The organism is Paracraurococcus lichenis (genome assembly GCF_030657435.1).
GTDB classification, from domain to species: Bacteria; Pseudomonadota; Alphaproteobacteria; order Acetobacterales; family Acetobacteraceae; genus Paracraurococcus; species Paracraurococcus lichenis.
The window spans coordinates 1-24,355 of record NZ_JAUTWS010000042.1; the positions used below are offsets into that span (position 1 = coordinate 1).

Below are 24,355 nucleotides of genomic sequence, written 5' to 3' on the forward strand. Positions count from 1 at the left end.
ACCTCCGGTTGCGGTGATTTCTACCGCAGCCGTCTGTCTCATCGAACCGTGCCGCACCCCACAGGTAGCTGTTCTCCAACGCGCCGATGTGCAGCGTGGCGGCTCGGTTGAAGCGGCGAACCTGCTCGATATGGCGCTCGTGCATCCTCTGACTTTAGTCAGAGATCGCCATCCTGCAAAGGAGCTGCTACGGCATCTACGCCCCTCTAGAGTCTACGATTCTCCCGCTTTTTAGCGGTTAAGCTTCTGATTTGTGGGCATCATTGCGGAACAACATCGGCGCTGGCGTGGCATGCAGACCCCCTCCCACATGCTGATCGGCGTCGCCGCCTTGGGATACCCGGCGACATGCGCCGGAACTTGGCGGTACTGGCAGGCGCCTTGGTGCCGGAGCTCCCGGCCGTCCTGCTCTGCTCCTGGGCGCTCCACGTCCAAGGCCGCAGTCCGGGCGAGGTGTTCGGGTCGCTCTATTGGTCACCGACCTGGCAGGCCGTTTTCGCTCCGACACACGCCGTGCTGCGAAGGTCTCCGGCAATGCAGAATTCTGTTGCCAATTCTGGTGCCAACGGCCAGGGGTGCGATGGTCTTGGTGCCACTGCTCTGCCCAACTCCCGTGGCGGGCGAGATCCACGAAAGAACTACCTGATGGACAAGGATGAACTGACGGCCTGGGCCGTGAAGAATGGCTGGCAGGTCATGGCGGGCGCACCGAGCCTCACCAAGCCGTCCGCGCCCAAGGAGGCCATCGTTCGTATGGTCTTCAAGGCGACTGTGGTGAACCTTGAGGTCAAGAAGCCTGCGGGCAAGTGGGAGAAAATTGCGGGCGAGAGCTACGCCAAGGTCCAGCCCGACCCCGACACGGGTGTTCCCCAGGGCCTCGGTTTCGAGAAAATCCCAAGCTTCTCGATGCTGATGCAAGAGAACAAGGATCGGCAGATCTTCGCCAACATGGGTGGGCCGCTGAAGGGTCGTTGAAGTCCGTTTAGAAGGAAGGATTCATGGAGCCTCTCAAGCCCATGCCACCGATGCAGCCGTTGGACTTCAGTCCGGCTTGGTGGCCTGAAGGCCTCGGCCAACCTGCATCGAGTGGCGGCCAGAACGACATCCATTACGCCTTCTTCCCCGACGCCCGCCGTCTCGCCATTAAGCAGGGTGGGAAGGTGACGCTATACGATACCGGCAGTCACCGCATCAGTGGCGTGTCACAGCGCCGGGGCGCCGATCACTCACCTACGTTCACCGACCAGTTCGGCGAGGTGTCGCTCGCCGAACTCAAGCAGGTCGGCTAGCGACGTTAAAGGGAGGTGGAACCTCGCCGCCCTACCCTTGCCGTAACCGGTCTCGGTGAGGCCCGGAGAGAGCACGAGCACCGTGGCCGAGCCTCCTGAGCACGATTCCCGCTGTGGCTGACCATGCACGGCCGCCACGTCAGCACCGCGGCGACATGAGACCTTGCCGGAGCACACGCGGGATCGGTTATGCTCAATCCGGGACGGTGTGGCGCAACCAGACGTTCGGTTCGACGTAGACAGCGTGGTCCTGTTCCAGGGAGACGTGCACCGGGGCGAGCGCGCCCGGCACAGCGATGCTGCCGGACTCGCTGAATTCCATGCCTGTCCAGCGCCGCCAGTCCGCGATCGTGCCTGGGACCACCATACTGGTCGGCGCGACCTTCACAATCGCACCCCCTGCGCGCACGTGGACCCGCAGCCACGGGTCGGCTGGTAGGCCATCCACCCTCCTTCGAGCCGCGTACTCCACCATGGGCACGAATGGCTCGAGGTGCTTCTCCGTAGGCCGCACCGGCGCGAAGAAGTGGCGGAGGTCTAGGTCGTGCGCGCGTCGCCGCATGGCGTCGAGCACCACGCCGGAAGCACTCCGCCCCCAGTGGGATGGCAGGAGAGTGATCTCCAATGCACTGAGGGCATTTGGCGCTCTGCCGAGGGTACGATCCTCGTGTGCCCAGCGGACGACACCGTCCCAACCCGCGTCAGGCAGTTCCTCCCGGCCGTCCTCCCCGAAGGCGAAGGGCACCGCGAAGGCACGCCCGACCGCCACTTCGGGCCGAGCCGGATCGACCACGGCAAACGCAGTATCAAGGTAGGCCTCTCGGTGCGCCCGAGCGAAGAAGAGGTCGGCCGTAGGGTCCTCCTGCATGAAGGCAGGCCAAAGCGCCCGGAACACCTGGCCGAACACCTGCGCCCGCAGGTCGGGTTGTGTGCGGAGTGAGACGAGTTCAAGCATCCCTTCCTCCCAGGCAGCCTTGGAATGTCGGCTCGTGGGCGGTGCGTCATGCATCGCCGTCCCATACCCGCCGCAACCTGCCCAGACTTGCGATTTGCAGACCTCTACCGGACCCAGTCCCGCACGGGCCGTGCGCCCGCGCACTTCCACCTGGAGCGTCTGTTGTCACCGACGGTTCTTTCGGATGGGTGCCGATGCAGACCTCGGGGCGGCGGCGACCGGTTGGTCACCGGGACGGAGATTGGTGCGCTTTCGCCACGGGGGCCGAACCACGCAACCACGGCCATTGTAGACGGCCGGACCCGGTCTTATGCGGTTCAGAAACCCGCCATGGAAACATCCTATGGTCCGGACGGAAACACCGTGGCCATTGGACGTAAAATGACCGAAGCGTTCTCCCCCGACCAGCAGAAGCGCCTCGCTGCCTTCGGGATCACGTCCGTTGACATGGCCGTCTTGCGTACTCAGGCTGCTCACCTGGAAGCGCGCATGCCGAAGCTGCTCACCGACCTGCACGGGGCGTTCTCCAACTGGCCCGAAATTCAGAAAACTCTAATGGACCCGAAGGTCCATGCCGTCCGGGTCAGCCATTGGCAGCGCGTCGTCTCCGGCAGGCTCGGCAGCGGCTTCCAGGAGTCCGCTGAAGCGCTCGCTTCAGCTTTCTACGAAAATCGAGTGCCCGGCTACGCAGTCGCCATCTGCCATTCAAGCGTCACCAACGCCGTTGTCCGCGATCTTGGCCTCGAAGCCAGTCTCACAACCGGGCGCCTGCTCGGACGTGGCACCGCCGCCCAGGGCATGGCTCTCTGGACAGCCCTGAACAAGCTCGCCTGGCTGGACCTTGAGGTGTTGCTGGAAACCTATGCCAAGGCTGAGCAGGCCAGCCGCGCCGCAGCCTTGCGGGAGATGGCCGAGACCATTGAGCGCGAGGCGGGCACCGCAGTCGAGAAGGTCGGCGACCTGACCGCCGAACTGGCCGCCACCGCCAAGGCCATGTCCGGCACGGCGGCGCAGACCGGCTCCAGTGCCAAGCAGGCGTCAGGCGCGGCCAACCAGACATTGCACACGGCCGAGGAGGTAGCCGCAGCGGCGGACCAGCTCACCAGCTCGGTCGCGGAGATCACCCAGCAGGTGGTGAAGACCCGCCGGGTGGCGACGACCGCCGTCGAGGCCGGGCGCGAGGCGCAGGCGAGCATTGCGGCGCTCTCCCAGCAGGCGGAGAACATCGGCCAGGTCGCCCGCATGATCGCCGATGTGGCGGGCCAGACTAACCTGCTGGCCTTGAACGCCACGATCGAGGCGGCTCGAGCGGGAGAGGGTGGCAAGGGTTTTGCCGTCGTGGCGAGCGAGGTCAAGCAGTTGGCGACCCAGACCGCCCGCTCGACCGAGGAGATCAACCGCCAGATCAGCGCGGTGCAGCAGGCCACCATGGCGGCTGCGAAGGCGGTCGGGCACATTGCCACGACGATCGGAGAAATGGAGAGCATCACCACCTCAGTGGCCGCCGCTGTCGAGCAGCAGAGCGCCTCGACGTCGGAGATCGCGCGGAGCATGACCGCCGCCGCGGCAGCCGCGAAGCTGATGTCAGCCCAGACCAGCAATGTCCAGCAGGCAGCCCAGGATGCTGATGCCCAGGCCGGGGCCGTGCAGCAGATTTCGGACCTGCTCGGAACCGAGGTCACGGGCCTGCGGAACACAGTCATCCGCGTTGTCCGCACCTCGACGCAGGACGTTGATCGCCGCGACGGGGAAAGGTCTGCCGTCAGCCTTATAGCACAGGCGTCCATCGCTGGCGGTCGGCCGTTTGAAGTGCAGGTGCTGGACCTCTCAGTCGGCGGCGCGCGCATCCGCACGGCGGAGCACCTCACCCTGGGGTCGACGGGAACGCTCATGCTGGACGGGATGCAGATCTCCTGCACGGTGAAGCTGAAGCACGCCGACGGTACGTTTGGCCTATCCGTTGAAGCCGACGCACAGCAACAGGCCAGGCTTGCCGCCATCGCCAGGCGCTCGGAGGTCAAGCGATCGGCCTGACGAAGGGGGCGGGCGCGTGTGTTAGGTCGGCACGGCAAATTTGCAGGCCGAGGAACCTTGCCGCGCAGGCCAGTCCACCACGCGGCCTCCTTGATGGGGGTGTCTCGAACTGACTCCGGGGCGACCACAATGGCACAATCTGTGCTCAGTCCATTTCGTGGATCTGTGTGCCCTTTGAACGCCCGTCGGCAATGTGACCGGATAGCATAGTCAGCCCGTCGAGGTCCGGCGCGAGCCCGTCCTCGCTACAGGGTCGGATCCGCTCCGACCCACCTCACGCCGCCCGCAACCCATCCAGGGCGGCAGAGAGTTCCTGCCGAAGCACGTCACCCTGCTGCTTCAGGGCCGCCGCGGTCTGGGTGAGTGCGGAGCAGGCCTCGGCCGCACTCTCTGCGCGTCCTCGGGCCCGGCCGACAGCCTCTGTGGCGCTCCGCGTCCGTGCCGCGACGTGGCCCACCGCACCCGCGCTCTCCTGCGTGGCGGCCTGCTGTTCGGTTACTGCGCCCGCGATGGCCGCAGCTACCTCACCTACGGCTTCGACGGCCTGACCGATGCCGCTAAGCGCAGCGACAGTCTCGGCAGTCGCCGCCTGCACCTGCCCGATTTGCGCGGCAATTTCCTCGGTGGCCCGCGCGGTCTGGACGGCCAGCGTCTTCACCTCGCCCGCGACGACCGCAAAGCCCTTTCCCGACTCGCCTGCTCGCGCCGCTTCGATCGTCGCGTTCAGCGCCAGCAGGTTGGTCTGCCCGGCGATCTGGGTGATGACCTGCACCACAGTCCCAATGCGCTCGGCCGTCTCAGTAAGGCCTGCGACGGCCCGGTCGGCGGCCCGCACCCGCACCACGGCATCCGAGGAAATTCTGGAGGCATGCTGGACCTGCCGCGCAATCTCCAAGGTCGGCGCGGCGAGTTCCTCCGCCGACGCCGCCACGGTCTGCGCGTCACCCATCGCGGCGCCGGTCGCCGCGGCGGCGGTCGCGGCCTCCCCTGCGGCCGCGCGGGCATCCTCTGCAAGGGAACGTGCCGCAGCCTCGAGCGCGACAGCGGCCTCGGCAACATGGGTTGCTACGGCGCCAATCGCGTCCTCGACCCGGGTGGCGAGGCCCCACCTGGCGGCGCGTGCCTCCGCTGCCGCGTTCTCTTGAACTCGATGCAGGGCGCGCCCAACCTCCGCGCCCTCGGCACGCGCCTGCTCGGCCCGCTGCTCGGCGGCGGCCAGGCCCGCGGCGGCAGAGCGCTCAATCCCGCTCGCCACCCAGGCCAGTGCCCCGGCTTCGATGAGGAGGATGACGGCGTGCACGACGACACGGACGAGCACGCCGTCGGCATCGGGGAACACCATAAGAGGTGCCAACAGCCCGAGGCCGAGATGGTGGACAGCCGTCAGGACGGTCGCCACCGCGATCGGGCGCAGGTCACAGAACCCGGCCAGCAGCGCCAATCCGGCGAAGTAGGCCATGTGCATGTCGGTGCGCAGCCCGGTCGGCGCCGCCCAGACCAGAGCGGAGACGGCGCAGACCATGGCCGCAGCGGCCGTGTTACGCGCCAGTGGTCCGCCTGACGCGGCGAGATGAGTCCAGGTCGCCGCACCGGCCGCCAGCGCGGAGATGACCACCCCGGTGAAGCCACCTCCGGCGAGGGATGCCATTCCCACTGCGGCCGTCAGGCCCCAGAGCAGGAGAACGACCAGCGCACCAACACGCTGGCGCAAGGTGTCGAGGTTCACGGGGTCTAGCCTTTGCGGATCGGGGGCGGGCTGAAGCAGTCATTGATGGTGGACCCCCGCGTGACGAGCAGGACACCGCGGGCGCGGCGTAGGCCGCTGAGGGTGGCATGCCAGTCCTCGTCACCGGGGCGGACCAGCAGTACCGGGATGGGCGTGGCGATAATCCGGAGAAGGCTCCAAGTGCCTCCTGACGCAGCCATGGCGTCCAACACCCGGGTAGGATTGTCACCAGGGACGAGCACGGCCGCGAGATCGTCTCCCGGCACAGGACGGAGCATTGCCGTGCCGAGCAAGGGCACCGGCAACCGGCCGAGAAGGCACACGAGCAAGGCAGGGGGCGGGCAGAGCCGCATGCGCCTCAGGCCGCCCTAAAGCGGTAGCCAGTAGTTCCCGCCGAGGCTGCTTCGGGAGCCTCATGCAGCGAGGTGCTGGCTGGACGTGCAGGCCTCGTCGGCATTGCTGAACCTGCGTTCTTTCTCGGACACGACTCTTGTGGAGATCATACTATCTAAATCAGAAGGTTAATAGATCTAACTCAATTCCACCAATGAGCACCCTGCCGTTCGGCAACACGCTTTGCTGCTTCGGAAGGACGCGCCAAGCGGTAAAAGAGGACGCCTCCGACCCGAGGCAATCGGCTGCCGCACGAGCCCTGGTAGCCCACCCGCTGCACAACACACTCGCGGGAAAAACTCCCAGGATTGGGCGGGCTAGGCGACGATCGTGCGGTATCTTGCACATCGATTTCATCTGAGGCACGGGCATAAACCTTGGCCCGCCGCTTCGCGGTAATGGAAGCAGCGTGCTGCCGAAACGCCGCCACTGCCCTACCCCGTCCATCCCGGACGGGAGGCGAGAACGCATTGGGGTCCGAAGCCATCCCATGCCTACCCCCCGCCCGCTTGCCCGCAGTTGGCTGAACCTCACGCGCCACCTCCGGCCCGGCACGACAACGTCGGGTACTGCCGAGGACAGGCGAGCCTCGCTGTGGCGGATGCTATGTGCCGCCGTGCTTGCGCTCTTCGTCGTGCTTGTGGCTCTGGGTTACCTGGCCGCGCAGCACGACGCGGCGCTGCGGGACACTGAGCGCGAGGTGCGGAATCTCTCCCTGGTGCTGGCCGACTCGGTCGAGGATGGCTTCCGCGCCGTCGAGCAACTAGAGGGCGGCATAGCGGAATGGGTGCGTGCCGAAGGTGTCGCCACCGCAGACGAGTTCCACGAACGGTTCGCAACCACGTGGGCGTATGAAGCCCTGCGTGGCAGGGCTGCCGCTCTGCCTCGGGTGGACCGCCTGCTGCTCGTCGACCACGTAGGCAAGCTCATCGTCACTTCCGGCGTCTTCCCGACGCCAAGCATCGATGTGACAGGGCGCGACTACTTCGAGGCCCTGCGCAGCGAGAGCGGACCGGATATTTTCCTGAGCGCCCCTACGCGGAACCGCATCGACGGCCGGTGGACTGTCTTCGTCGCCCGCCGCCTGCGAGCGGCAAACGGCAGCTTTCTCGGGGTCGCGGGCGCTGCCATTGACCTTCGGAGGTTCGAGGCGCCATTCGGGCGGCTCGCCCTCGGCCGGACGGGCTCCATCGCTCTGGTCCGTCGCGACGGCCTTCTATTGGCCCGCCATCCCTGGCCTGACGCTACCATCGGCACCGTCATCACGCGATCAGATGCGCTCCTCGGACTGCTTGCGAGCGGCGGCGGGGTGCTTCGGTCCCGGAGCGCGATCGATGGTAAAGACCGGATCCTCGGGGCGCAGGTGCTTGGCGGCTATCCCTTGGCGATCCTGGCGACGCGTGCGACCGACGAGGTGCTCGAGCCCTGGCGGCACGAAGCCATCCGCCTGGGCGTCGGCGCCTCACTGCTGGCGGCATTGGTGCTCATCGGTGCCCGGCTCTGGGACCGGCAGGCGCGAGCCCGGGCCGCGCTCCGCCGGACCCGAGCCGCCCAAGCCACGGCCGAGGCCGAACTTGCCCTGTCGCACGAGCGCGAGGCGGCGGCCCGAGAGCGCGAGAATGCTGCGCGGGCCTTGGCCGAGCGCGACGGCGCCCTGCGTGCGGTGTTCGAGGCAGGGACAGTCGGCGTTGCAGAGATCGACATCGCTGGCCAACGCTTCGTGCGGGTCAACGCCCGCTTCTGCTCGATGACAGGACGGACGGCGGCCGACCTCCTGGGCGGGCTTGGCCTGACGGATGTCTTCCATCCCGACCACATTGAGGCCGAAGTGGCGAGCTGGCGAGCGATCGAAGCTGCTGGGGCCCGGGACTTTGAGGAGCGCTTCCTACGTCCGGACGGCTCCACGGTTTGGGTTCGCCTGAGCCTCACCGTATCGGCGCGCGACACGGAAGGCCGCCCAACTCGCTGCGTTGCCGTCGCCCACGACGTCACCGAACGTCGGGAGGCCGAGGATCGACTACGCGCCAGCGAGGAAATGCTGCGGCTCGGCATGGAGATCGGTCATATCGGCACCTACACCCGTGACGCCGAGGGCAACATCCACTGCGGGGCACAGACTCGGGTATTGCACGGACTCCCAAAGGGTGACGAGCCGATATCAACGGCCATTTGGCTCGCCACGATCCTGCCTGAAGATCGCGGACGCATTGTGGCCGCGCTTGCCGATGCCCGCGCAAGCGGTGTGCCCGAGGGGTCCTTTCATTACCGGATGCGTCGACCAGGCGATGGCAAAGTCCGGCACATTGAGGCCCGCGCGCGTTACCACCGCGATGCCGAGGGTCGGACAGTCGGCGCGGTCGGGGTCGTCGTCGACGTCACCGAGGCGCGCGAAGCCGAGGCGCTGCTGCGTCTCAGCCTCAAGGTCGGACGCATCGGCACCTTCCGCCACGACTTCGAGGCGGATGTGGTCACCGTCGGCGCCGAGACGCGAATTATCTACGGCCTTCCACCGGGGGTAGCGACGATCCCAGCCGAGGTGTGGTTTGCCCCGATGCTACCGGAGGATTTGGAGCGCCTTCGGAGAGGAATTGAACGTGCGGCGCCCGTCCGTGCACCTGGAGGAGCGACCGAATACCGTATCCGCCGCTCTTCCGACGGCGCGCTGCGCCACATTGAGGCGCGCGTCCGCTACGAGTACGACGCCGACGGGCGTCGGCTCGCTGCGGTGGGAGTGGTCATCGACGTCACCGAACGACGCGAGGCCGAGGACCGCATCGCCCATCTGGCGCACCACGATACTCTGACGGGCCTGCCGAACCGGGCGCTGTTCCGCAAGCGCCTAAACGAGGCGCTGGCCCGGATGCGACGGGGCGAGGGCTTCGCGGTGCTCTGCCTCGACCTCGACCGCTTCAAGGAGGTCAACGACACCCTCGGCCACCCCGCGGGCGACGTCTTGCTGCGTAATGTCGCCGCGCGCCTCAGGGCGGAAATGCGTGAGACGGATACCCTCGCCCGCCTTGGTGGCGACGAGTTCGCCATCGTGCAGTCCGGCGCTGACCAGGCGAGCGACACCGTGACGCTGGCGCGGCGCCTCGTCGAGGTGCTGTCAATGCCCTTCGACCTCGACGGCCATCGGGTCACGATAGGCACGAGCATCGGCATTGCCGTCGCGCCGCAGGACGGGGTCGATGGTGATGCCCTGCTGAGAGCGGCCGACATGGCGCTGTACCAAGCCAAGTCCGACGGCCGGGGTACCTGGCGCTTCTTCGAGCCGGAGATGGACCAGCGTGCGCAAATGCGTCGCGCCCTCGAGCTAGACCTGCACCGGGCGCTCGACGCAGGCGAGTTCGAGGTGCACTACCAGCCAGTCGTTAGGGTCGACGATCGGAAGGTCACCGGCCTGGAGGCGCTGGTCCGCTGGCGTCACCCTGAGCGCGGCCTAATGCCGCCGGACCGCTTCATCCCGCTCGCCGAGGAGATCGGCCTTATCGTCCCGCTCGGCGAGTGGGTGTTACGGCGCGCCTGCGCAGAGACGGCGCACTGGCCCGGTGCTCTCAAAGTGGCCGTGAACCTCTCTCCGGCCCAGTTCGCCAGCCCAGGGCTCGTGGACGCGGTGGCGGGCGCGCTGGCGGAGGCGCAACTGGAGCCCGGCAGGCTCGAGCTTGAGATCACCGAGACGGTGCTGCTGCGGGAGACCGAGGCGACGCTGGCCACGATGCACCGGCTGAAGGCGCTAGGCGTTCGTATCGTCATGGACGACTTCGGAACCGGGTACTCCTCGCTGAGCTACCTCCAGCGTTTCCCGTTTGACAAGGTGAAGATTGACCGCGGTTTCACCCGCGGGCTGGACCAGACCCGTCAGAGCAACGCGATCGTGCGTGCGGTGGCACACCTCTGCAAGGGTCTGGAGATGACCACCACGGCCGAGGGGGTGGAGACAGAGGAACAGTTCGCGGCTCTGCGCCGCAAGGGATGTAGCGAGGCGCAAGGCTACCTGTTCAGCAGGTCGGTCCACGCCGCCGAAGTCCCCGCGATGCTACTACAACTCGCTACTGCGGCCGAGCATGTAGGGAGCAATGTCTCGGCCGCCTGACAGACACAACCGTTCTGGCGTCCCGATATGACGCCAACTCCAGCCATCGTAGTCATCGAGCCCGAGTTGTACGCCCGCCCCCATCCAGGCCACCGGCGCACTCAAGTAGACATCAGAACGCGGCAACCAGCGCTATACCCACGACCATCAACGCGCCGCCGAGCACCCGACCGAGGTTGAGGCCGTGTTCCGGCATGCCGAACAGGCCGTAGTGGTCGATCAGCAGCGACATCAGGATGCTCGCAGTGATCGTCAGGCCGCCAAAGACTCCTGCGCCGACCCGATCAACGAAGAGCAGCCCGGCGACCACGGCAAAGGCGCCGATGACGCCGCCGAGCGGTGCCCACCAGGGCATGCCGGATACGCCCTCGACGGTCGGCATAGGGCGTGGCTGGCACAGAAAGACGATGCCGAGGAGAGCGACAATCGGCAGAAATGACACGACGCTGGCGAGCCAGGGGTTGGCGAGTGCCTGGCGCAGCGCGCCGTTCATCGGCGGCCCCCATGCCTGAAGGGCACCGCAGGCGAGGATGATGGGATAGAGCCATGCTGCGCTGATGGTCTGCATTGGAAATCGTGATCCCTTGCTTTCAGCCGAAGACGAACAAGCCCCCGATGGCGAGCAGCAGGGCGGGTGGCATCACCACCGCGCCGAGCTTGAGGAAGGTCCATGCGCCCACTGCCAGGCCCTCGCGACGCAGCGCAACGAGCCACAAGATGGTCGCCAGTGATCCGGTGACCGACAGGTTTGGGCCGAGGTCCACGCCGATCAGCACCGCTGCGCGCACCGTCTCGGGTACCTGGGCCAGTTCCACGACGCGGCCCGCGACCAAGCCGACGGGCAGGTTGTTCGCCAGGTTGCAGCCGAGCGCGAGGACAACACCGGAAGCCCATGTTGCAAGGGTCGCGGACTGCTGCACCAGGCTGTGCAACTGCGTCGCGATAGCACGTGTAACGCCGGTCTGCTCGAGCGCTTCCACCAGGACGAAAAGCCCCGCAACCAGCGGCAGCACGCCCCAGGAGACGCCACTCACTACTTCCCGGAGGCCGCAACGTGAGCGCAGGAGCACCATACCCGCGGTGGTCACACCCGCCAGGAAGGTCGGCAGGCCGAGTTGTAGGTCGAAAGCTGAGGCCGCGAGCAGTGCCGCCGCGGTACCCGCGATACCCCAGGCCGCCATGCGGCCGCCCGGCGAGAGCTCGGCCATCTCAATGTCGGACGAGACCGGCTCTCGCAGCGGCGTCCGCTGCGTCCATCGCAGGACAAGAAAGGTAGCGCCGATGGCCAGGATCGAGGGCAAGGCGTAGCGCGGCAGCCACTCGAGTAGCGGCGGCATGTGGCTGCCATAGATCACCAGATTGGCCGGATTCGAGATCGGCAGCACGAAGCTCGCCGCGTTGGCGATGAAGGCACAAACCAGCAGGTAGGGCAGCGGCTCCCCGACCTCGGCCGCCCGAGCCACAGCCGCCACGGCCGGGGTGAGGACCACCGCCGTCGCGTCGTTCGACAGGAACACCGTGACCAGCGTGCCGACGGCGTAGACCAGCGCGAACAGCCGTGTGGCCGAACCCCTGGCATGCCGCGCCGCGTGAGCCGCCAGCCAGTCGAACAATCCCTCCTGCCGCGCGAGCTCGACCAGCAGCATCATGCCCGTGAGGAACAGGTAGACATCCGTGCCCTTGGCGATGCCGTCCAGCGCCTCGGCCGGGGAGAGGAGGCCGAGGCCAGTGAGCAACGCCGCCCCCGCGACCGCCCATATCCATTCTGGCCAGGCGAAAGGGCGCAGGATCACGCCCGCGGTCGCGGCGGCGGCGATGATCCAGGTCGTCCAGGGCGAGGCGGAGAGCGCGGCGATCACACTGTCGCCCTTTCCACCCGGCGTCCGTACCGCTGCTCGGTGCCAGCAACCTCGGCCCGCGTCTCCGGCATGAGCAGCCAAAACGCCAGAGCCCCTAGCATCGCCACCCCAGCCAGTGACAGGAAGGCAGCGTCGTACCCGGCCTGGACGGTCACCCATCCGGCCGCGGCGTTGCTCAGCGAGGCGCCGACGCCCTGGGCGGTGGCGATCGCGCCGAGGCTGACGTTGAAGTGGCCGGTGCCGCGCGTCAGGTCAGCGACAACAATCGGCAGCAATGCGCCGAACAGCCCGGCGCCGACGCCGTCCATCGCCTGCACCGCCAGCAGCCAGTAGGGATCGTCTGAGAGGGTGTAGAGAGTACCGCGAGCCGCCAGCACGGCGAAGCCCGCGAGAAAGAGCGGCTTGCGTCCCCAGGTGTCGGCCCGGGCGCCAACCAGCCAGGCCATCGGCACCATGACGACCTGCGCCCCGACGATGCAGGCCGAGAGCAGCGCCGTGCCGCGGTTGAGGTCCTGCTCGGCCAGCTTCTGCCCGACCAGCGGCAGCATGGCCGCATTAGCGACGTGGAACAGCGCCATGCTGACCGCGAAGACCAGCAGCGGGCGGCAGGTCAGTAGCACCCGCCAGGCCGAGGGCTCCTCGCACTTCCCGCCCTCGGCGGCGCCATCGAGCCCTCGCGCCAAGTCATGGTCAATCTCCCGTCCCGGGATGGCGAGAACCGCGGCGAGGCTGGCCAGTGCCATGCCGCCGAGCAGGGCGAACACCGCGATCGGCCCCCACCAGAGGGACAGCACCCCTGCGCCCGTGGCGGCAAAGGCGTTCCCGGCGTGGTTCCAGGCCTCGTTGCGGCCGGTCCGCCGGGTGAAAGCTGCGTGCCCGACCAGGCCGAGCGTGATGGCGGCGATAGCTGGCGGAAAGACCGCCGAGGCCGCACCGCTGGCGACTTGTGCGGCAGCCACCGGCCAGAAGCTCGGCCAGAGCGGGATCGCCAGGCAGACCGCCGTCACGGTGATGGCGGCGGCAGCGAGCAGCCCGCGCTTGGCGCGCAGTTTGTCCACCAGCGCCCCTGCCGGAACCTGGGCGAGCAAACCGGCGACACCCGCGATGGAGAGCACCAGGCCCGTCTCCGCTTGGTCCCAGTGATGCACCGCGAGCAGGTAGACGGCGAGATAGGGGCCGAGACCGTCGCGGACGTCGGCGAGAAAGAAGTTCAGCGCGTCGAGGGCGCGGGCAGTGCGCATGGCGGCCGGGCTCCCCGGGCTCAGCCGCGCGGCGGGCGCGGCGGCAGGGTCCCGGGACCGCGGTCGTCCCGCAGCGGACGGGACGGCCTGCCGATCTCGGCCAGCCGGTCCGGGCCAGGGCCGATCGCATCCGCCTCGAGCACGGTACCGAGCGGAGTGGTCAGGCCATCGCCTCGGGCGGCGAGCGTTTGTCCGGGGCGGAATAGGTCAGCGAAGCGCTCGGCCTCGGGTGGCGGCAGGTGCACCTGCGTGCCGTCCTCCAGGAGTACCCCGTTCACCTCACCGCGGGGGCCGCGCAGCGGCATCTGCACCCGGCCCTGCACATCTACCGGGCGGAGGGCACCGCGGGGACCGCCGCCCATATCGACCACCGGTGGCCCACCCGCGTCGCGGGCAACGGAGACGGCGGAGACCAGCGGCGCGCCGAGCGCCCGCAGGCCACGCACCGTCACCGCGTCGCCGGGGTGCACGGCATAGACGAGTTGGGTCGAGAGGTGTGGCGGCACGCGCACCTGCGTGCCGTCCTGCAATAGAAAGCCGTCGACCTCGCCGCGCAGGGTCAGTGTGTATCGTGCGAGGACACCGCGGGTCTCCGGCAGTTGCGCCGGATCGAAGCCGGTCGGGCCGAAGGTGGGCGGGACAGGTTGGGCGCAGACCAGCGCCGCGCCACCCAGAGATAAGGCGAGCAGGGCGGCAAGGAGCGGAATGGGTTTGCTGAGCCTCGGCATGGCAGTGTCTCCATCCAGGACCACCGCTGCATCGGCGGACTGGATCCGGAGAGCGCAAACCGCATGCCAGAGAACAATAGCAGTGAAACCAGCAACTTAGAGGTCTGGTTCAGAGTCGCGGCCGTCCGCGGTCCGGACGGTGCCCGTCTTCTCTTCGGACACCATTGCCAGACCGAACTGCCGCATTTTCGTATAGAGCAGTTGGCGGTGGATGCCGAGCCGCCGGGCTGCTTCGGCTCGATTGCCCTCGGTTTCGCGCAACGTCCGGAGGATCATGGCACGCTCCAGCCGCGCAACTGCGGTTGGCAGATCGCCCGCGAGCCAGTCCTCCGTTCCCCCTGGCCGGAGATCCACGCCGTCAAGGAAGGCTAGGTCCGCCGCACCGATGACCTCGCCGCGGCCGAGCGCGGCAGCGCGCTCCATGGCGTTGCGGAGCTCGCGCGCATTGCCGGGCCAGGGATGCGCCAGCAGCCGTGAAGCCGCATCGGCATTGAGCCGCCGCTGCCCGGGCAGGCGGGCCAGGAAGTGCTCGGCCAGCGGCACCACGTCGGCTGGCCTCTCACGCAGCGGCGGCAGATGCACCGGCACCACGGCGAGCCGGTAGTACAGGTCCTCGCGGAAGGCGCCATCCCGCACCCGGACGAGGAGGTCGCGGTGGGTCGCCGCGACGATCCGCACGTCAACACGCACCGCCCTGCCGCCGAGCGGCGTCACCTCCCTCTCCTGCACCACGCGCAGGATCTTGGCTTGCATGGCGAGGTCCATGTCGCCGATCTCGTCGAGGAACAGCGTGCCGCCATGCGCCTCGCGGAAGGCGCCGTGACGTTCGGCCAGCGCGCCGGTGAAGGCACCCTTGGCATGACCGAAGAGCTCGGCTTCCAGGAGATCGGCCGGGATGGCGGCACAGTTCAGCGCGACAAAGGGCCCGGCCGCGCGGCGGCCGAAGCGGTGCAGGGCACGGGCCACCACCTCCTTGCCCGTCCCGGTCTCGCCGGTGACGAGGACCGTCGCGTCACCGTCCGCAACCCGGCCGATGATCTTCTGCACCTCCCGCATCGCGGTGCTCACGCCGATGAGGGCATCGGGGTTGTCCTCTGTCGCTCCGCCGTAAGGCAACCGCTCCGCTGTCCCGGCGCGGAGCATGCGGCCGAGGAGGTCGGCGACGTCGGCCCGCCCGACCGGCTTGGTCAGGTGGTCGAATGCGCCGAGGCGCATGGCCTCGATGGTGTTGGTCGAGGAGGCATAGGCCGTGAGGATGGCCACGGGCGGAGCACCGGCGCGGTCGCGCAGCCGCCGCAGGACCTCCATGCCGTCCAGCGCGCCGGGCATGCGGAGGTCGAGCAGGACGGCCGCAATGCCCTGGCATGCCGCCGCGAGGGCCGTCTCGCCGTCCGCCGCCTCCACTGTTTCATGGCCGAGGTCCGACACGGCCTCCGCCAGCCCCTCGCGGACGCCCGTGTCATCGTCGGCGATCAGGATGCGGGCCATGCAGCGGCGGGTCCCTCGGGCAGGATGATTTCGATGGTCGTGCCATCGTCGCGGTGCAACGCGCGAACGCGCCCGCCGTGCGCCTCCGCCGCCTCCCTGACCTGGGCCAGGCCGAGGCCGGTTCCCTCCGGGCGTCCGGAGGCAAAGGGCTCGAACAGGTGCGCGCGGAGCGCCTCCGGCACGCCGCGGCCGGTATCGGCCACCGACAGCACGAGGCCGTCCTCCCCCCGGCACGCCGCGACCTCGACCCGGCCGCCCGGCGGCGTCGCCTGCAAGGCATTGAGGATGAGATTGTCGAGCGCACGCTCCAGCCGCTCGCCGTCGAGCGCGGCAGGCGGGATCGCGTCGCCCCCTGCTTCGAGCGAGACGCCCGCCGCACCGGCCTGCTCACGGTAGAAGGCGACGCGGTCGCCCACCAGCGCGCCCAGGTCCGTCGCATGGCGCCGGAGTGGCGCACCTCCGCGGGCGGCGTCGAGCAGGTCGCGGGTGAGCGTGTCGAGACGGCCAACCTGGGCCAGCACGACGTCCAGGGCGCGCCTCATCCGGTCGGGATCGCGGGCGGCGAGAGCGTTCTCGGCCTTCAGCCGCATGGCGGCGATCGGGTTGCGTACCTCATGCGCGACACCTGCTGCCACCCGGCCGAGACCGGCCAGGCGCTCGGCCTCATTGGCCCGTGCGGCGGCCGCTGCGGCAGCCCGGCGCGCCTCGGCCAAGCGCCCGGCCGCGCCGTTGACGGCCTGCACCACGCGGTCGAGGTCGCGCTGGCCGGTGGCGGCAAGGCGCGGCAGGTCCTCGGCGCCGGATCCGGCCAGCGCCGCCTCGATCTGGCGCAGGCGGCGCGACCAGCCCCAGAGCAGCCAGCCGAGCCAGGCCGCCGATCCCAGCAAGACGGCCGTCAGAACGGCCAGTGCGGCGGCCGCCCGTAGGTAGGCGGGTCCGCCGAACAGGATGACCCGGTCCATGACCCAAGCCGCAAGATTGAGGGAGGTGCCGGGCAGCGGGCAGGCGCGTAGCAGCAAGGCCTGCGTGCGTGCATCGTAGCGCCTGATTACCGGGACGCCGCGAAGGATGGCGGCCTCGGCCGTCTCGCCAATGCGAGAGAGCTCGGCCGCAGGAACGTCCGTCTTAGGGCCAGCCCCCTCGTAGGTCGGGTAGGCATAGGCCAACGGCCCCGCTCCGGAGCGCCACAGGCCGCCCTCAACGCCGGGCAGGTCGCGCAGCGCAACCAGCGTGGCGGCGGTCAGGAGTTGAACCGTCTCCGGGTCCTGCCAGTCGATCCGGGCCGAGCCGGTCGTGGCAAAGCGATAGCGTTCGGTGATGGCGTCGCAGCCGCGCGCCAGCGCGGCCTCCGCCCGGCGGAGGCGCTCGGTGGTGCCGTCGCGGTAGAGCGAGACCAGCGTCGATCCCGCGACAATGGCGGCGAGCAGGAACAGGCCCCAGCATGCCGCGAACCACCCGGCCAGCGACCTCGGGATGAACCGCCCGATCAATCTACCCATAGCGGTCGCTTGTGATGCCGGTCAGCAGGTACGGCAAGATAGCGAGCCCGGCAGAGGAAGGGTCAGGCTGCCCGGCCATTACGGGATGCACCATCAACGTTCCAAGACACGCACAGGTGCCTTCTTGGCGGTGCGCAAACCCCTGACCTCCTTCCTGCCCTTCAGGGCAGGTGCCCCTGCCGCGTACACCGAACGGCTGCGCGGCTCGGCATTGAGGCACATGGAGACGGCGGTCTGCACCAGCCTGCCGGACTTCGTCCCGGCCTCTATAATTTCTCTTCGCGCACGCGCGCGATTCAGCACCGACAAGTCCATGAATTTATTAGCTGAATCTGGCATTTCCACTACAGTTCGCGCTTCGAAACGGCGCTTACTTCCCTACAAAACGCGCCGGGAACGAGACGTCGAGACGCCAAGGTCGACCAAGAGGCCGCCACGCACCAATGCTCTGTCATTTCCCCTTTTACAGCCTGGAAGGCGAGAACAACGTCGCGCCCTCGGGCCGCGGCTTGGCCTGCTTGAGCAAAGTTTGCAGGAAGTCTGACGCTGCGTCGGGCCAACCCATATCTCGTGGTCTCGCACATGGTGCTGGCACCGGCGCAGCAGTCCGAGGCACCTCATCCATGTTCGGCTTTGGCATCTTTCGATAGGGATAGCGTCGCGCGTTCGTCGGGCGCCGCCGCTGTCCTGCCCGGCCAAGCCCCTGCCGGTGCGGTAATCGCCTGTGGGGGCCGGAGCCGCTACTATGTCTGCCCCCGCCTCTCACGCCCGCGAGTTGCAGGACGATAGGCGTCGCGTCCCGAGGAGCATGCAGTCCGTGACGGCTGCCAATGACAAGCGTGCCTTGCGCTGGCGGGTCCTGCTCGGTGCAGCATTCGGCGTCGCAATCGCGCTCGGCGCGCTGGGCTATCTTGCCACCCAGCGCGAGGCGGCGCTGCGGGATGCGGAGCGCGAGGTGCGCAATCTCTCGGTCGTGCTGGCAGAGTGGGTTGGCGACGGGGTCCGGGCCACGGAGCAACTGGAGGAGGGTGTTGCCGACTGGGTGCGTGCAGAGGGCGTCTCCACCCCACGGGACTTCAGCGAGTACCTTGCCACGCGCGCGGCGCACGACGCGTTGCGGGCACGTGCGACCGGCATGCCGCGCGTCGACCGCGTCTTTCTTGCCGATCTCGGCGGCAGGCTCCTGGCGACCTCGGGCATGTTTCCGCCCCCAGTCATCGACATCGGTGAACGGGACTACTTCCAGGCGCTGATGGCCGACGGGGGCCCGGACACGTCCCTGGGCACAGCGGTGCAGAACAAGGTCGACGGCAAGTGGTCCATCTTCATCGTCCGCCGCATCCGCGGGTATGACGGGCGCCTGCTCGGGATCGCAGGCGCACAGATCGATCTGCGGCGCTTCGAAGCCTTCTTCGGCAGGCTCGCGCTCGGGCGGGGAAGCTCCGTGGCACTCATGCGCCGCGACGGGACGCTGCTCGCGCGCCATCCTTGGGCCGAGGACGCGATCGGCACCTCCTTTGCCCGGAGTGATGTCTTCACCAAGCTCCTGCCCGTGACGGAGGGCGGATCGCTGCGGAGTAGAAGCCCGCTCGACGGCTCGGGACGCGTCCTGGGGGTGCAAGCGCTCGATGGCTACCCCCTCGTGATTGTGGCGACGCGTGCAGAGGACGAGGTACTGGCAGCTTGGCGGCGCGAGGTATGGCGCGTGGGCCTGGCCGTACTCTTCTTTGATGGCCTTATAGTCGCTGGGGTATTTTTAGCCGGACAGCGGGCGCGTGCTCGGATCGCTGCGGCCTCGGTTGAGGCAGAACTCGCCTTATCCCGGGAAAGAGAGGCGGCTGCTCGCGCCCGGACCGAACGCGATGAAGCGTTGCGAGCCGTCTTCGAGACAGGCACAGCGGGCGTCGCCGAGCTCGACGCAATGGAATGCCGCTTCGTACGGGTCAATGCCCGCTTCCGCGATATGACCGGCCGGTCCGAGGCCGAGCTCCTCGGCGGCCTCGGCCCCGCCGATGTCGTCCATCCGGAGGATCGAGAGGCCGACCTGGCCCGCTGGCGCACGGTCGGCTCGCCTGGTGGTGCCCGGGATGCTGAGAAGCGCTACCTACGCCCGGATGGCTCGGTCGTCTGGGTTCGCCTCAGCATGGCCGTGTCGGCGCGCGACACTGATGGTCGCCCACACCGCTATGTCGCGGTCGCGCAGGACATCACGGAGAGCCGGACCGCGGCTGAGAAGCTACGCAGCAGTGAGGAGATGCTGCGGATCGGGCAGACCGTGGGGCGAATCGGCAGCTTCCGACGCGACCTCACCACCGGTGCGCTCCAGTGTGGCCCGGAGACGCGGGAAATCTTTGGTCTGCCAGCAGGCGACGAGCCCATCCCAATCGCGGACTGGATGGCCACCGTCGTGCCCGAGGATCGGGAACGGCTTGCCCACGCCATGCGGGACGCCATTGCTCGCGGCGACGCTAGGATTGCCGTGGACTACCGCATACATCGGCCCACTGATGGCAGCCTCCGGCACGTCGAGATGCGTGCCCGTTACGAATTCGACGCCGGGGGACGGTCGGTCGGCTCCGTCGGCGTGGCCATCGACGTGACCGAACGGCGGCAGGCGGAGGAGAGGCTGCGGGCGAGCGAGGCGATGCTGCGGCTCGGCATGGAGGTGGGCCGGATCGCCGCCTACACCCGCGACGCTGATGGGGATATCCATTGTGCGCCGGAAGTGCGGGCATTGCATGGCCTGCCGGAGGGTGCCGACCCGATTTCGATGACCACCTGGGCGTCAACACTGCTGCCCGAAGACCGTGAACGCATAGCCGCGGAACTCGCCGAGACTTATGCCCGTCGCCTTCCCGAGGCGTCGTACCGCTATCGCATCCGGCGTCCAGCAGACGGCATGGTCCGGCATATCGAGGCGCGCACACGATACGAGTACGATGTCACGGGCGGTCCCGTCGGCGCGGTCGGGGTCGTCATCGATGTGACCGAGAGCCGCGAGGCGGAGGCTCGCATCGCCCACCTCGCCCACCACGACGCCCTGACCGGCCTGCCGAACCGGATCCTCTTCCGCGAGCGGCTGGAAGAGGCGCTCGCCCGTGCCAGGCGCAGCGGGAGCTTCGCGGTGCTCTGCCTCGACCTCGACCGGTTCAAGGAGGTGAACGACACGCTCGGCCATCCGATCGGCGACGCACTACTCTGCGCCGTCGCGGCGCGCCTCCGGTCGGAGTTGCGCGATACCGACATCCTCGCCCGGCTCGGGGGCGACGAGTTCGCCATTGTCCAGTCCAGTGTCAACCAGCCGCATGATGCCACGGCATTGGCGCGGCGGCTGGTGGAGGTGGTCGGGGCGCCCTTCGAGGTGGAGGGTCACCAGATCTCGGTCGGAGCCTCGGTTGGTGTGGCCGTAGCGCCGGGGGATGGAATGGACCCCGATGCACTGCTCAAGGCGGCCGACATGGCGCTCTACCGCGCCAAGGCCGACGGCCGGGGCACCTGGCGCTTCTTCGAGCCCGAAATGGACGCGCGCATGCAGATGCGCCGTGCCCTCGAGCTCGATCTGCGCAGGGCGCTCGCGGCAGGCGAGTTCGAGGTGCACTACCAGCCCATCGTGGGTGTCGCCGACCGCCGGGCGCAGGGTCTGGAGGCCCTGGTGCGCTGGCGTCACCCCGAGCGCGGGTTGGTGCCGCCCGACCGCTTTATCCCGCTCTGCGAAGAGATCGGCCTGATCGTCCCGCTCGGTGAGTGGGTGCTGGAGCGCGCCTGCGCCGAGGCGGTCGCCTGGCCGGGCATCCCCAAGGTCGCGGTGAATCTCTCCCCCGCCCAGTTCGCCAGTCCGGGGCTGGTGGACGCCGTGGCCGCCGCGCTCGCCGCCTCTGGTCTCGCACCGGCTCGCCTGGAACTTGAGATCACCGAGACGGTGATGCTGCGGGAGACCGAGGCGACGCTGGCCATCCTGCACCGGCTGAAGGCGCTCGGCGTGCGGATTGCCATGGACGATTTCGGCACCGGCTACTCCTCGCTGAGCTACCTCCAGCGCTTCCCGTTCGACAAGGTCAAGATTGACCGTAGCTTCATCCGTGGCCTGGACGAATCCCGGCAGAGCAACGCGATCGTCCGCGCCGTCGCTGATCTCTGCGGTGGCCTCGACATGACCACGACCGCCGAGGGCGTCGAGACCGAGGAACAGTTCGTCGCCCTGCGCAGGAAAGGCTGCGGCGAGGCGCAGGGCTACCTGTTCAGTAGGCCTCTGCCCGCGGCTGAGGTCCCCGCCATGCTGGGAAAACTTGCTGCCGCGGCGGCATGTGCAGGGAGCGACGCGTCCGTTGCCTAAGAAACACCCATCCTTTCTGGGTGGCGTCGGCATTGTGACAGCCTGTCTGGAGGATTGAACTAGAAGGCTACCCCTCACTTGGCGCTGCCCGACACGCCCGTCCCCTATAACCGGGGTCGTAGCGGTACCTAACAGCCCCATGCTGTATGAGGCACCGACAAGGCCATACTCGCACGAGATCGCGGATATCATGGTCGAGGTCTTGGCCGGAGCCGCGATCATGAACCGCTTCGCACCCGCCCTGGCCCGGCTAACAGGCTCCGTTGCACCCGCGGTTCGCCTGGCAAGAAGGCGCCCCGTGTTCCTCGGGCTGCTCCTCTCGGCATCCGTGCTTGTCGTCATGGTGGCCGCGCTGCTCGATGCTCGCCGCGACGCTTGGGCGCGGGCGTCGGACGCCTCCGCCAACTTGGCCCGCGCCCTCGAGCGCGACCTCTCCTCCGAGGTCAGGTCCATCGACCTAGCCCTGCAAGCCGTCGCCGACACCATGGCCTACGCTGATGGGGAGCGGATCAGCCCCGAGTTCCGCCGCTTGTTGATCATGCAGCAGGTTGGTGCCACCCGCTACCTTGACGCTGTGCTCCTGCTTGACGACGACGGCGAAGTTGCATTCGATAGTCGTCAGGATGCTCCAGCGATCCCGGCCGATCTGACCGATCGCGACTACTTTGCCGCTCACCGCGACCGGGCGGACCTCGGCCTCTTTGTCAGCAAGCCCTTCCGCAGCCGTCGCGCAGGCGGGCAATGGACAATCGGCTTTAGTCGTCGTTTGTCTCGCCCCGATGGCTCTTTTGCGGGCATCGTCCTCGGGGTGATCCGCCTGACGCGCCTCCAGGCAACATTTGAAGACATGCAGCTTGGACCACGCGGGTCCATGACGCTCCTCCGTGACGACGGCCTTGTCCTCGCCCGCACCCCTTTCGACGAACGTAACCTTGGCCGTGACCTCAGTCATGCACCCGCGTTCCGCAGGGCGCAGCAGGCAGGAGTGCAGCAGTTCGTCGCCATTTCCATAGTCGACGGCGTGGAGAGGTTCTATACGCAGCGGCACTTCGAGGGTGTGCCGCTTTTCATCAATGTCGCCTTGGCTGTCCATGACGTCTACTCGGCTTGGCGGCGCAAGGCCGCCGTGATCGGCGGGGTGACGCTCCTCCTCGTGGGCGCGATGGCCGTATTGCTCATCCGCTTGCACCGCGAGCTCGGGCGCCGCCAGGTCCTGGAGCAAGCCGCACGGTCCAGCGAGACCGCATTCCGTTTGCTGACTGAGAACTCTGGTGACGGTGTGTGCCGTCTCGATGCCGGGGGCAGGCGGCTCTACACCTCGCCTGCGAGTGAGGCGATTTTTGGGCGTCCCGCTGAGGAACTGGTCGGCCGCCACCTACTCGACGACGTCTCCCCAGAGGACGTATCCGTCGTCCGGGACGCCATCGCCCGTCTGCGCGAAGGCGAGACTACTACCCGGATTGAGTACCGAATCGTTCTCCCAGATCTGGAGCAGGTCTGGGTAGAGACTTCCTTGCGCGCAATCCTAAATCCCGTGACTGGTAGGGCCGAAGGTATCATCGCTGTCAAGCGCGACGTGACGGAACGCAAGGCTCTAGAGGGTAGGTTGGCTGCCCTGGCGCGTACCGACGGCCTGACCGGCCTGTCCAACCGTCGGGCTTTCGATGAAGCGTTGGCGTTGGAGTGGAGTCGGGCTCGACGCGAGAGCACACCGGTCTCCCTGCTACTGCTCGACGTCGATCGGTTCAAGCTCTTCAACGACACTTATGGCCACCCCGCAGGTGACGCGTGCCTGCGGGCTGTTGCCGGGGCAGTGGCTGCCGCCGTCCATCGCCCTGCGGACCTAGTGGCGCGCTACGGCGGCGAGGAGATCGTGGTGCTACTGCCAAACACCTCGGCAGCGGGCGCCGAAATGTTGGCTGAACAGGTGCGTGCCGCGGTGGAAGCGGTCGGACTGAAACACACGGCGAACCTGCCCTTGGGCGTGGTGACGGTGAGCGTCGGCGCCGCGACAGCATTGCCCGCGGCTGATCCGGATCTGTTTGCCGAAGCGCTCGTCGCGGCGGCGGACGCGGCGCTCTATTCAGCCAAGCACTCCGGGCGTAACCGTGTCGCGGTTGCCGCCTCGGTGCCACCTCCTGCTGCACTGCCTCCTGTGCCCGCTGAGGAGGAGGTGCGCCTGGCTGCGGTGGCCGCCTATGAGGGGCCGTGGTTCGCAGGTCGGGGCAAGGAAGAACTCGATCGGGTTACCCGCCTCGCAGCGGCGCTGCTGGGCACTCCAATCGCTGCCATTTCGCTCGTCGGTGAGGACTGGCAGGAATTCGTTTCGCGCGTTGGCCTCGAACAAGCAGGCACGCCGAAGGATATCTCTTTCTGCGGCCACCTTGTTGCCAGCGACGAGGAGATCCTTGTCGTCCCGAACGCAGCGCTCGATCCGCGCTTCTCGGCGAACCCCTTGGTGGCGAGCACCCCGGGCATCCGGTTCTATGCTGGGGCTCCGCTTGTATGCCCGCTGACGGGGCAACGGCTGGGTTCCCTCTGCATAATCGATCAGGTTCCCAGGCCAGCCCTCAATCCGTCGCAGCGAGCGCTGCTGGCGGACCTGGCAGCCCTGGCCGTGGATGCTCTGGCACATCGTCGGGCACCGATAGCAGCACTGGTCTGAAAAGGCGCACATGAAGCGGCCAACCTCAAACGCCACTCAACCTCACCTGCTT

Annotated in this window: 14 protein-coding genes; 6 read left to right on the forward strand and 8 right to left on the reverse strand. The window is 67.9% G+C overall.

What is annotated here, in order from left to right:
* Positions 1-645 precede the first annotated feature (645 nt).
* Together Q7A36_RS27855 and Q7A36_RS27860 are read left to right on the forward strand one after the other, a co-directional pair.
* Positions 646-975 carry a hypothetical protein gene (locus tag Q7A36_RS27855; RefSeq protein ID WP_305107046.1) on the forward strand — a complete coding sequence of 110 codons (330 nt, stop codon included), beginning with the start codon at positions 646-648 and terminating at the stop codon, positions 973-975.
* 23 nt (positions 976-998) lie between these two features.
* A complete protein-coding gene (locus Q7A36_RS27860; protein ID WP_305107047.1) occupies positions 999-1,289 on the forward strand; it encodes a hypothetical protein in 291 nt (96 codons plus the stop codon).
* A gap of 193 nt (positions 1,290-1,482) precedes the next feature.
* Here the strand turns inward: Q7A36_RS27860 and Q7A36_RS27865 are convergent, their stop codons facing one another.
* The gene (locus Q7A36_RS27865; RefSeq protein WP_305107048.1) at positions 1,483-2,244 is read right to left on the reverse strand and encodes a hypothetical protein; all 762 of its coding nucleotides are present in this window, start codon (positions 2,242-2,244) and stop codon (positions 1,483-1,485) included.
* Positions 2,245-2,625: 381 nt separating this feature from the next.
* On the opposite strand from Q7A36_RS27865, the gene Q7A36_RS27870 reads away from it, so the two are divergent.
* Entirely contained in the window at positions 2,626-4,278 is a 1,653-nt protein-coding gene (locus tag Q7A36_RS27870; protein ID WP_305107049.1) for a methyl-accepting chemotaxis protein, read from the forward strand.
* A gap of 274 nt (positions 4,279-4,552) precedes the next feature.
* On the opposite strand, the gene Q7A36_RS27875 is transcribed toward Q7A36_RS27870, so the two are convergent.
* A complete protein-coding gene (locus Q7A36_RS27875; protein ID WP_305107050.1) occupies positions 4,553-6,004 on the reverse strand; it encodes a methyl-accepting chemotaxis protein in 1,452 nt (483 codons plus the stop codon).
* A 1,009-nt stretch (positions 6,005-7,013) separates the two neighbouring features.
* Between Q7A36_RS27875 and Q7A36_RS27880 the strand changes: the two genes are divergently transcribed.
* Positions 7,014-10,490: a bifunctional diguanylate cyclase/phosphodiesterase gene (locus Q7A36_RS27880; protein WP_305107051.1), complete on the forward strand. Its 3,477-nt coding sequence runs from the start codon at positions 7,014-7,016 to the stop codon at positions 10,488-10,490.
* Positions 10,491-10,602: 112 nt separating this feature from the next.
* Here Q7A36_RS27880 and Q7A36_RS27885 read toward each other — a convergent pair whose 3' ends face one another.
* The 6 genes from Q7A36_RS27885 to Q7A36_RS27910 form a co-directional block, all read right to left on the reverse strand.
* On the reverse strand, positions 10,603-11,058 hold the full coding sequence (locus Q7A36_RS27885; RefSeq protein ID WP_305107052.1) for a DMT family transporter: 456 nt from the start codon (positions 11,056-11,058) through the stop codon (positions 10,603-10,605).
* Positions 11,059-11,080: 22 nt separating this feature from the next.
* Entirely contained in the window at positions 11,081-12,349 is a 1,269-nt protein-coding gene (locus Q7A36_RS27890; RefSeq protein ID WP_305107053.1) for an arsenic transporter, read from the reverse strand.
* Entirely contained in the window at positions 12,346-13,590 is a 1,245-nt protein-coding gene (locus Q7A36_RS27895) for an MFS transporter (protein WP_305107054.1), read from the reverse strand. Before Q7A36_RS27895 ends, Q7A36_RS27890 begins: the two co-directional genes overlap by 4 nt.
* A gap of 20 nt (positions 13,591-13,610) precedes the next feature.
* Positions 13,611-14,318 carry a hypothetical protein gene (locus tag Q7A36_RS27900; protein ID WP_305107055.1) on the reverse strand — a complete coding sequence of 236 codons (708 nt, stop codon included), beginning with the start codon at positions 14,316-14,318 and terminating at the stop codon, positions 13,611-13,613.
* Positions 14,319-14,414: 96 nt separating this feature from the next.
* Entirely contained in the window at positions 14,415-15,806 is a 1,392-nt protein-coding gene (locus Q7A36_RS27905; RefSeq protein WP_305107056.1) for a sigma-54-dependent transcriptional regulator, read from the reverse strand.
* The gene (locus tag Q7A36_RS27910; protein ID WP_305107057.1) at positions 15,791-17,305 is read right to left on the reverse strand and encodes a sensor histidine kinase; all 1,515 of its coding nucleotides are present in this window, start codon (positions 17,303-17,305) and stop codon (positions 15,791-15,793) included. Before Q7A36_RS27910 ends, Q7A36_RS27905 begins: the two co-directional genes overlap by 16 nt.
* 817 nt (positions 17,306-18,122) lie before the next feature.
* Between Q7A36_RS27910 and Q7A36_RS27915 the strand changes: the two genes are divergently transcribed.
* Both Q7A36_RS27915 and Q7A36_RS27920 read left to right on the forward strand, forming a co-directional pair.
* Complete coding sequence (locus Q7A36_RS27915) at positions 18,123-21,638, forward strand: EAL domain-containing protein (protein WP_305107058.1); 3,516 nt, start codon at positions 18,123-18,125, stop codon at positions 21,636-21,638.
* Positions 21,639-21,828: 190 nt separating this feature from the next.
* On the forward strand, positions 21,829-24,303 hold the full coding sequence (locus Q7A36_RS27920; protein WP_305107059.1) for a diguanylate cyclase: 2,475 nt from the start codon (positions 21,829-21,831) through the stop codon (positions 24,301-24,303).
* The last annotated feature ends 52 nt before the right edge of the window (positions 24,304-24,355 follow it).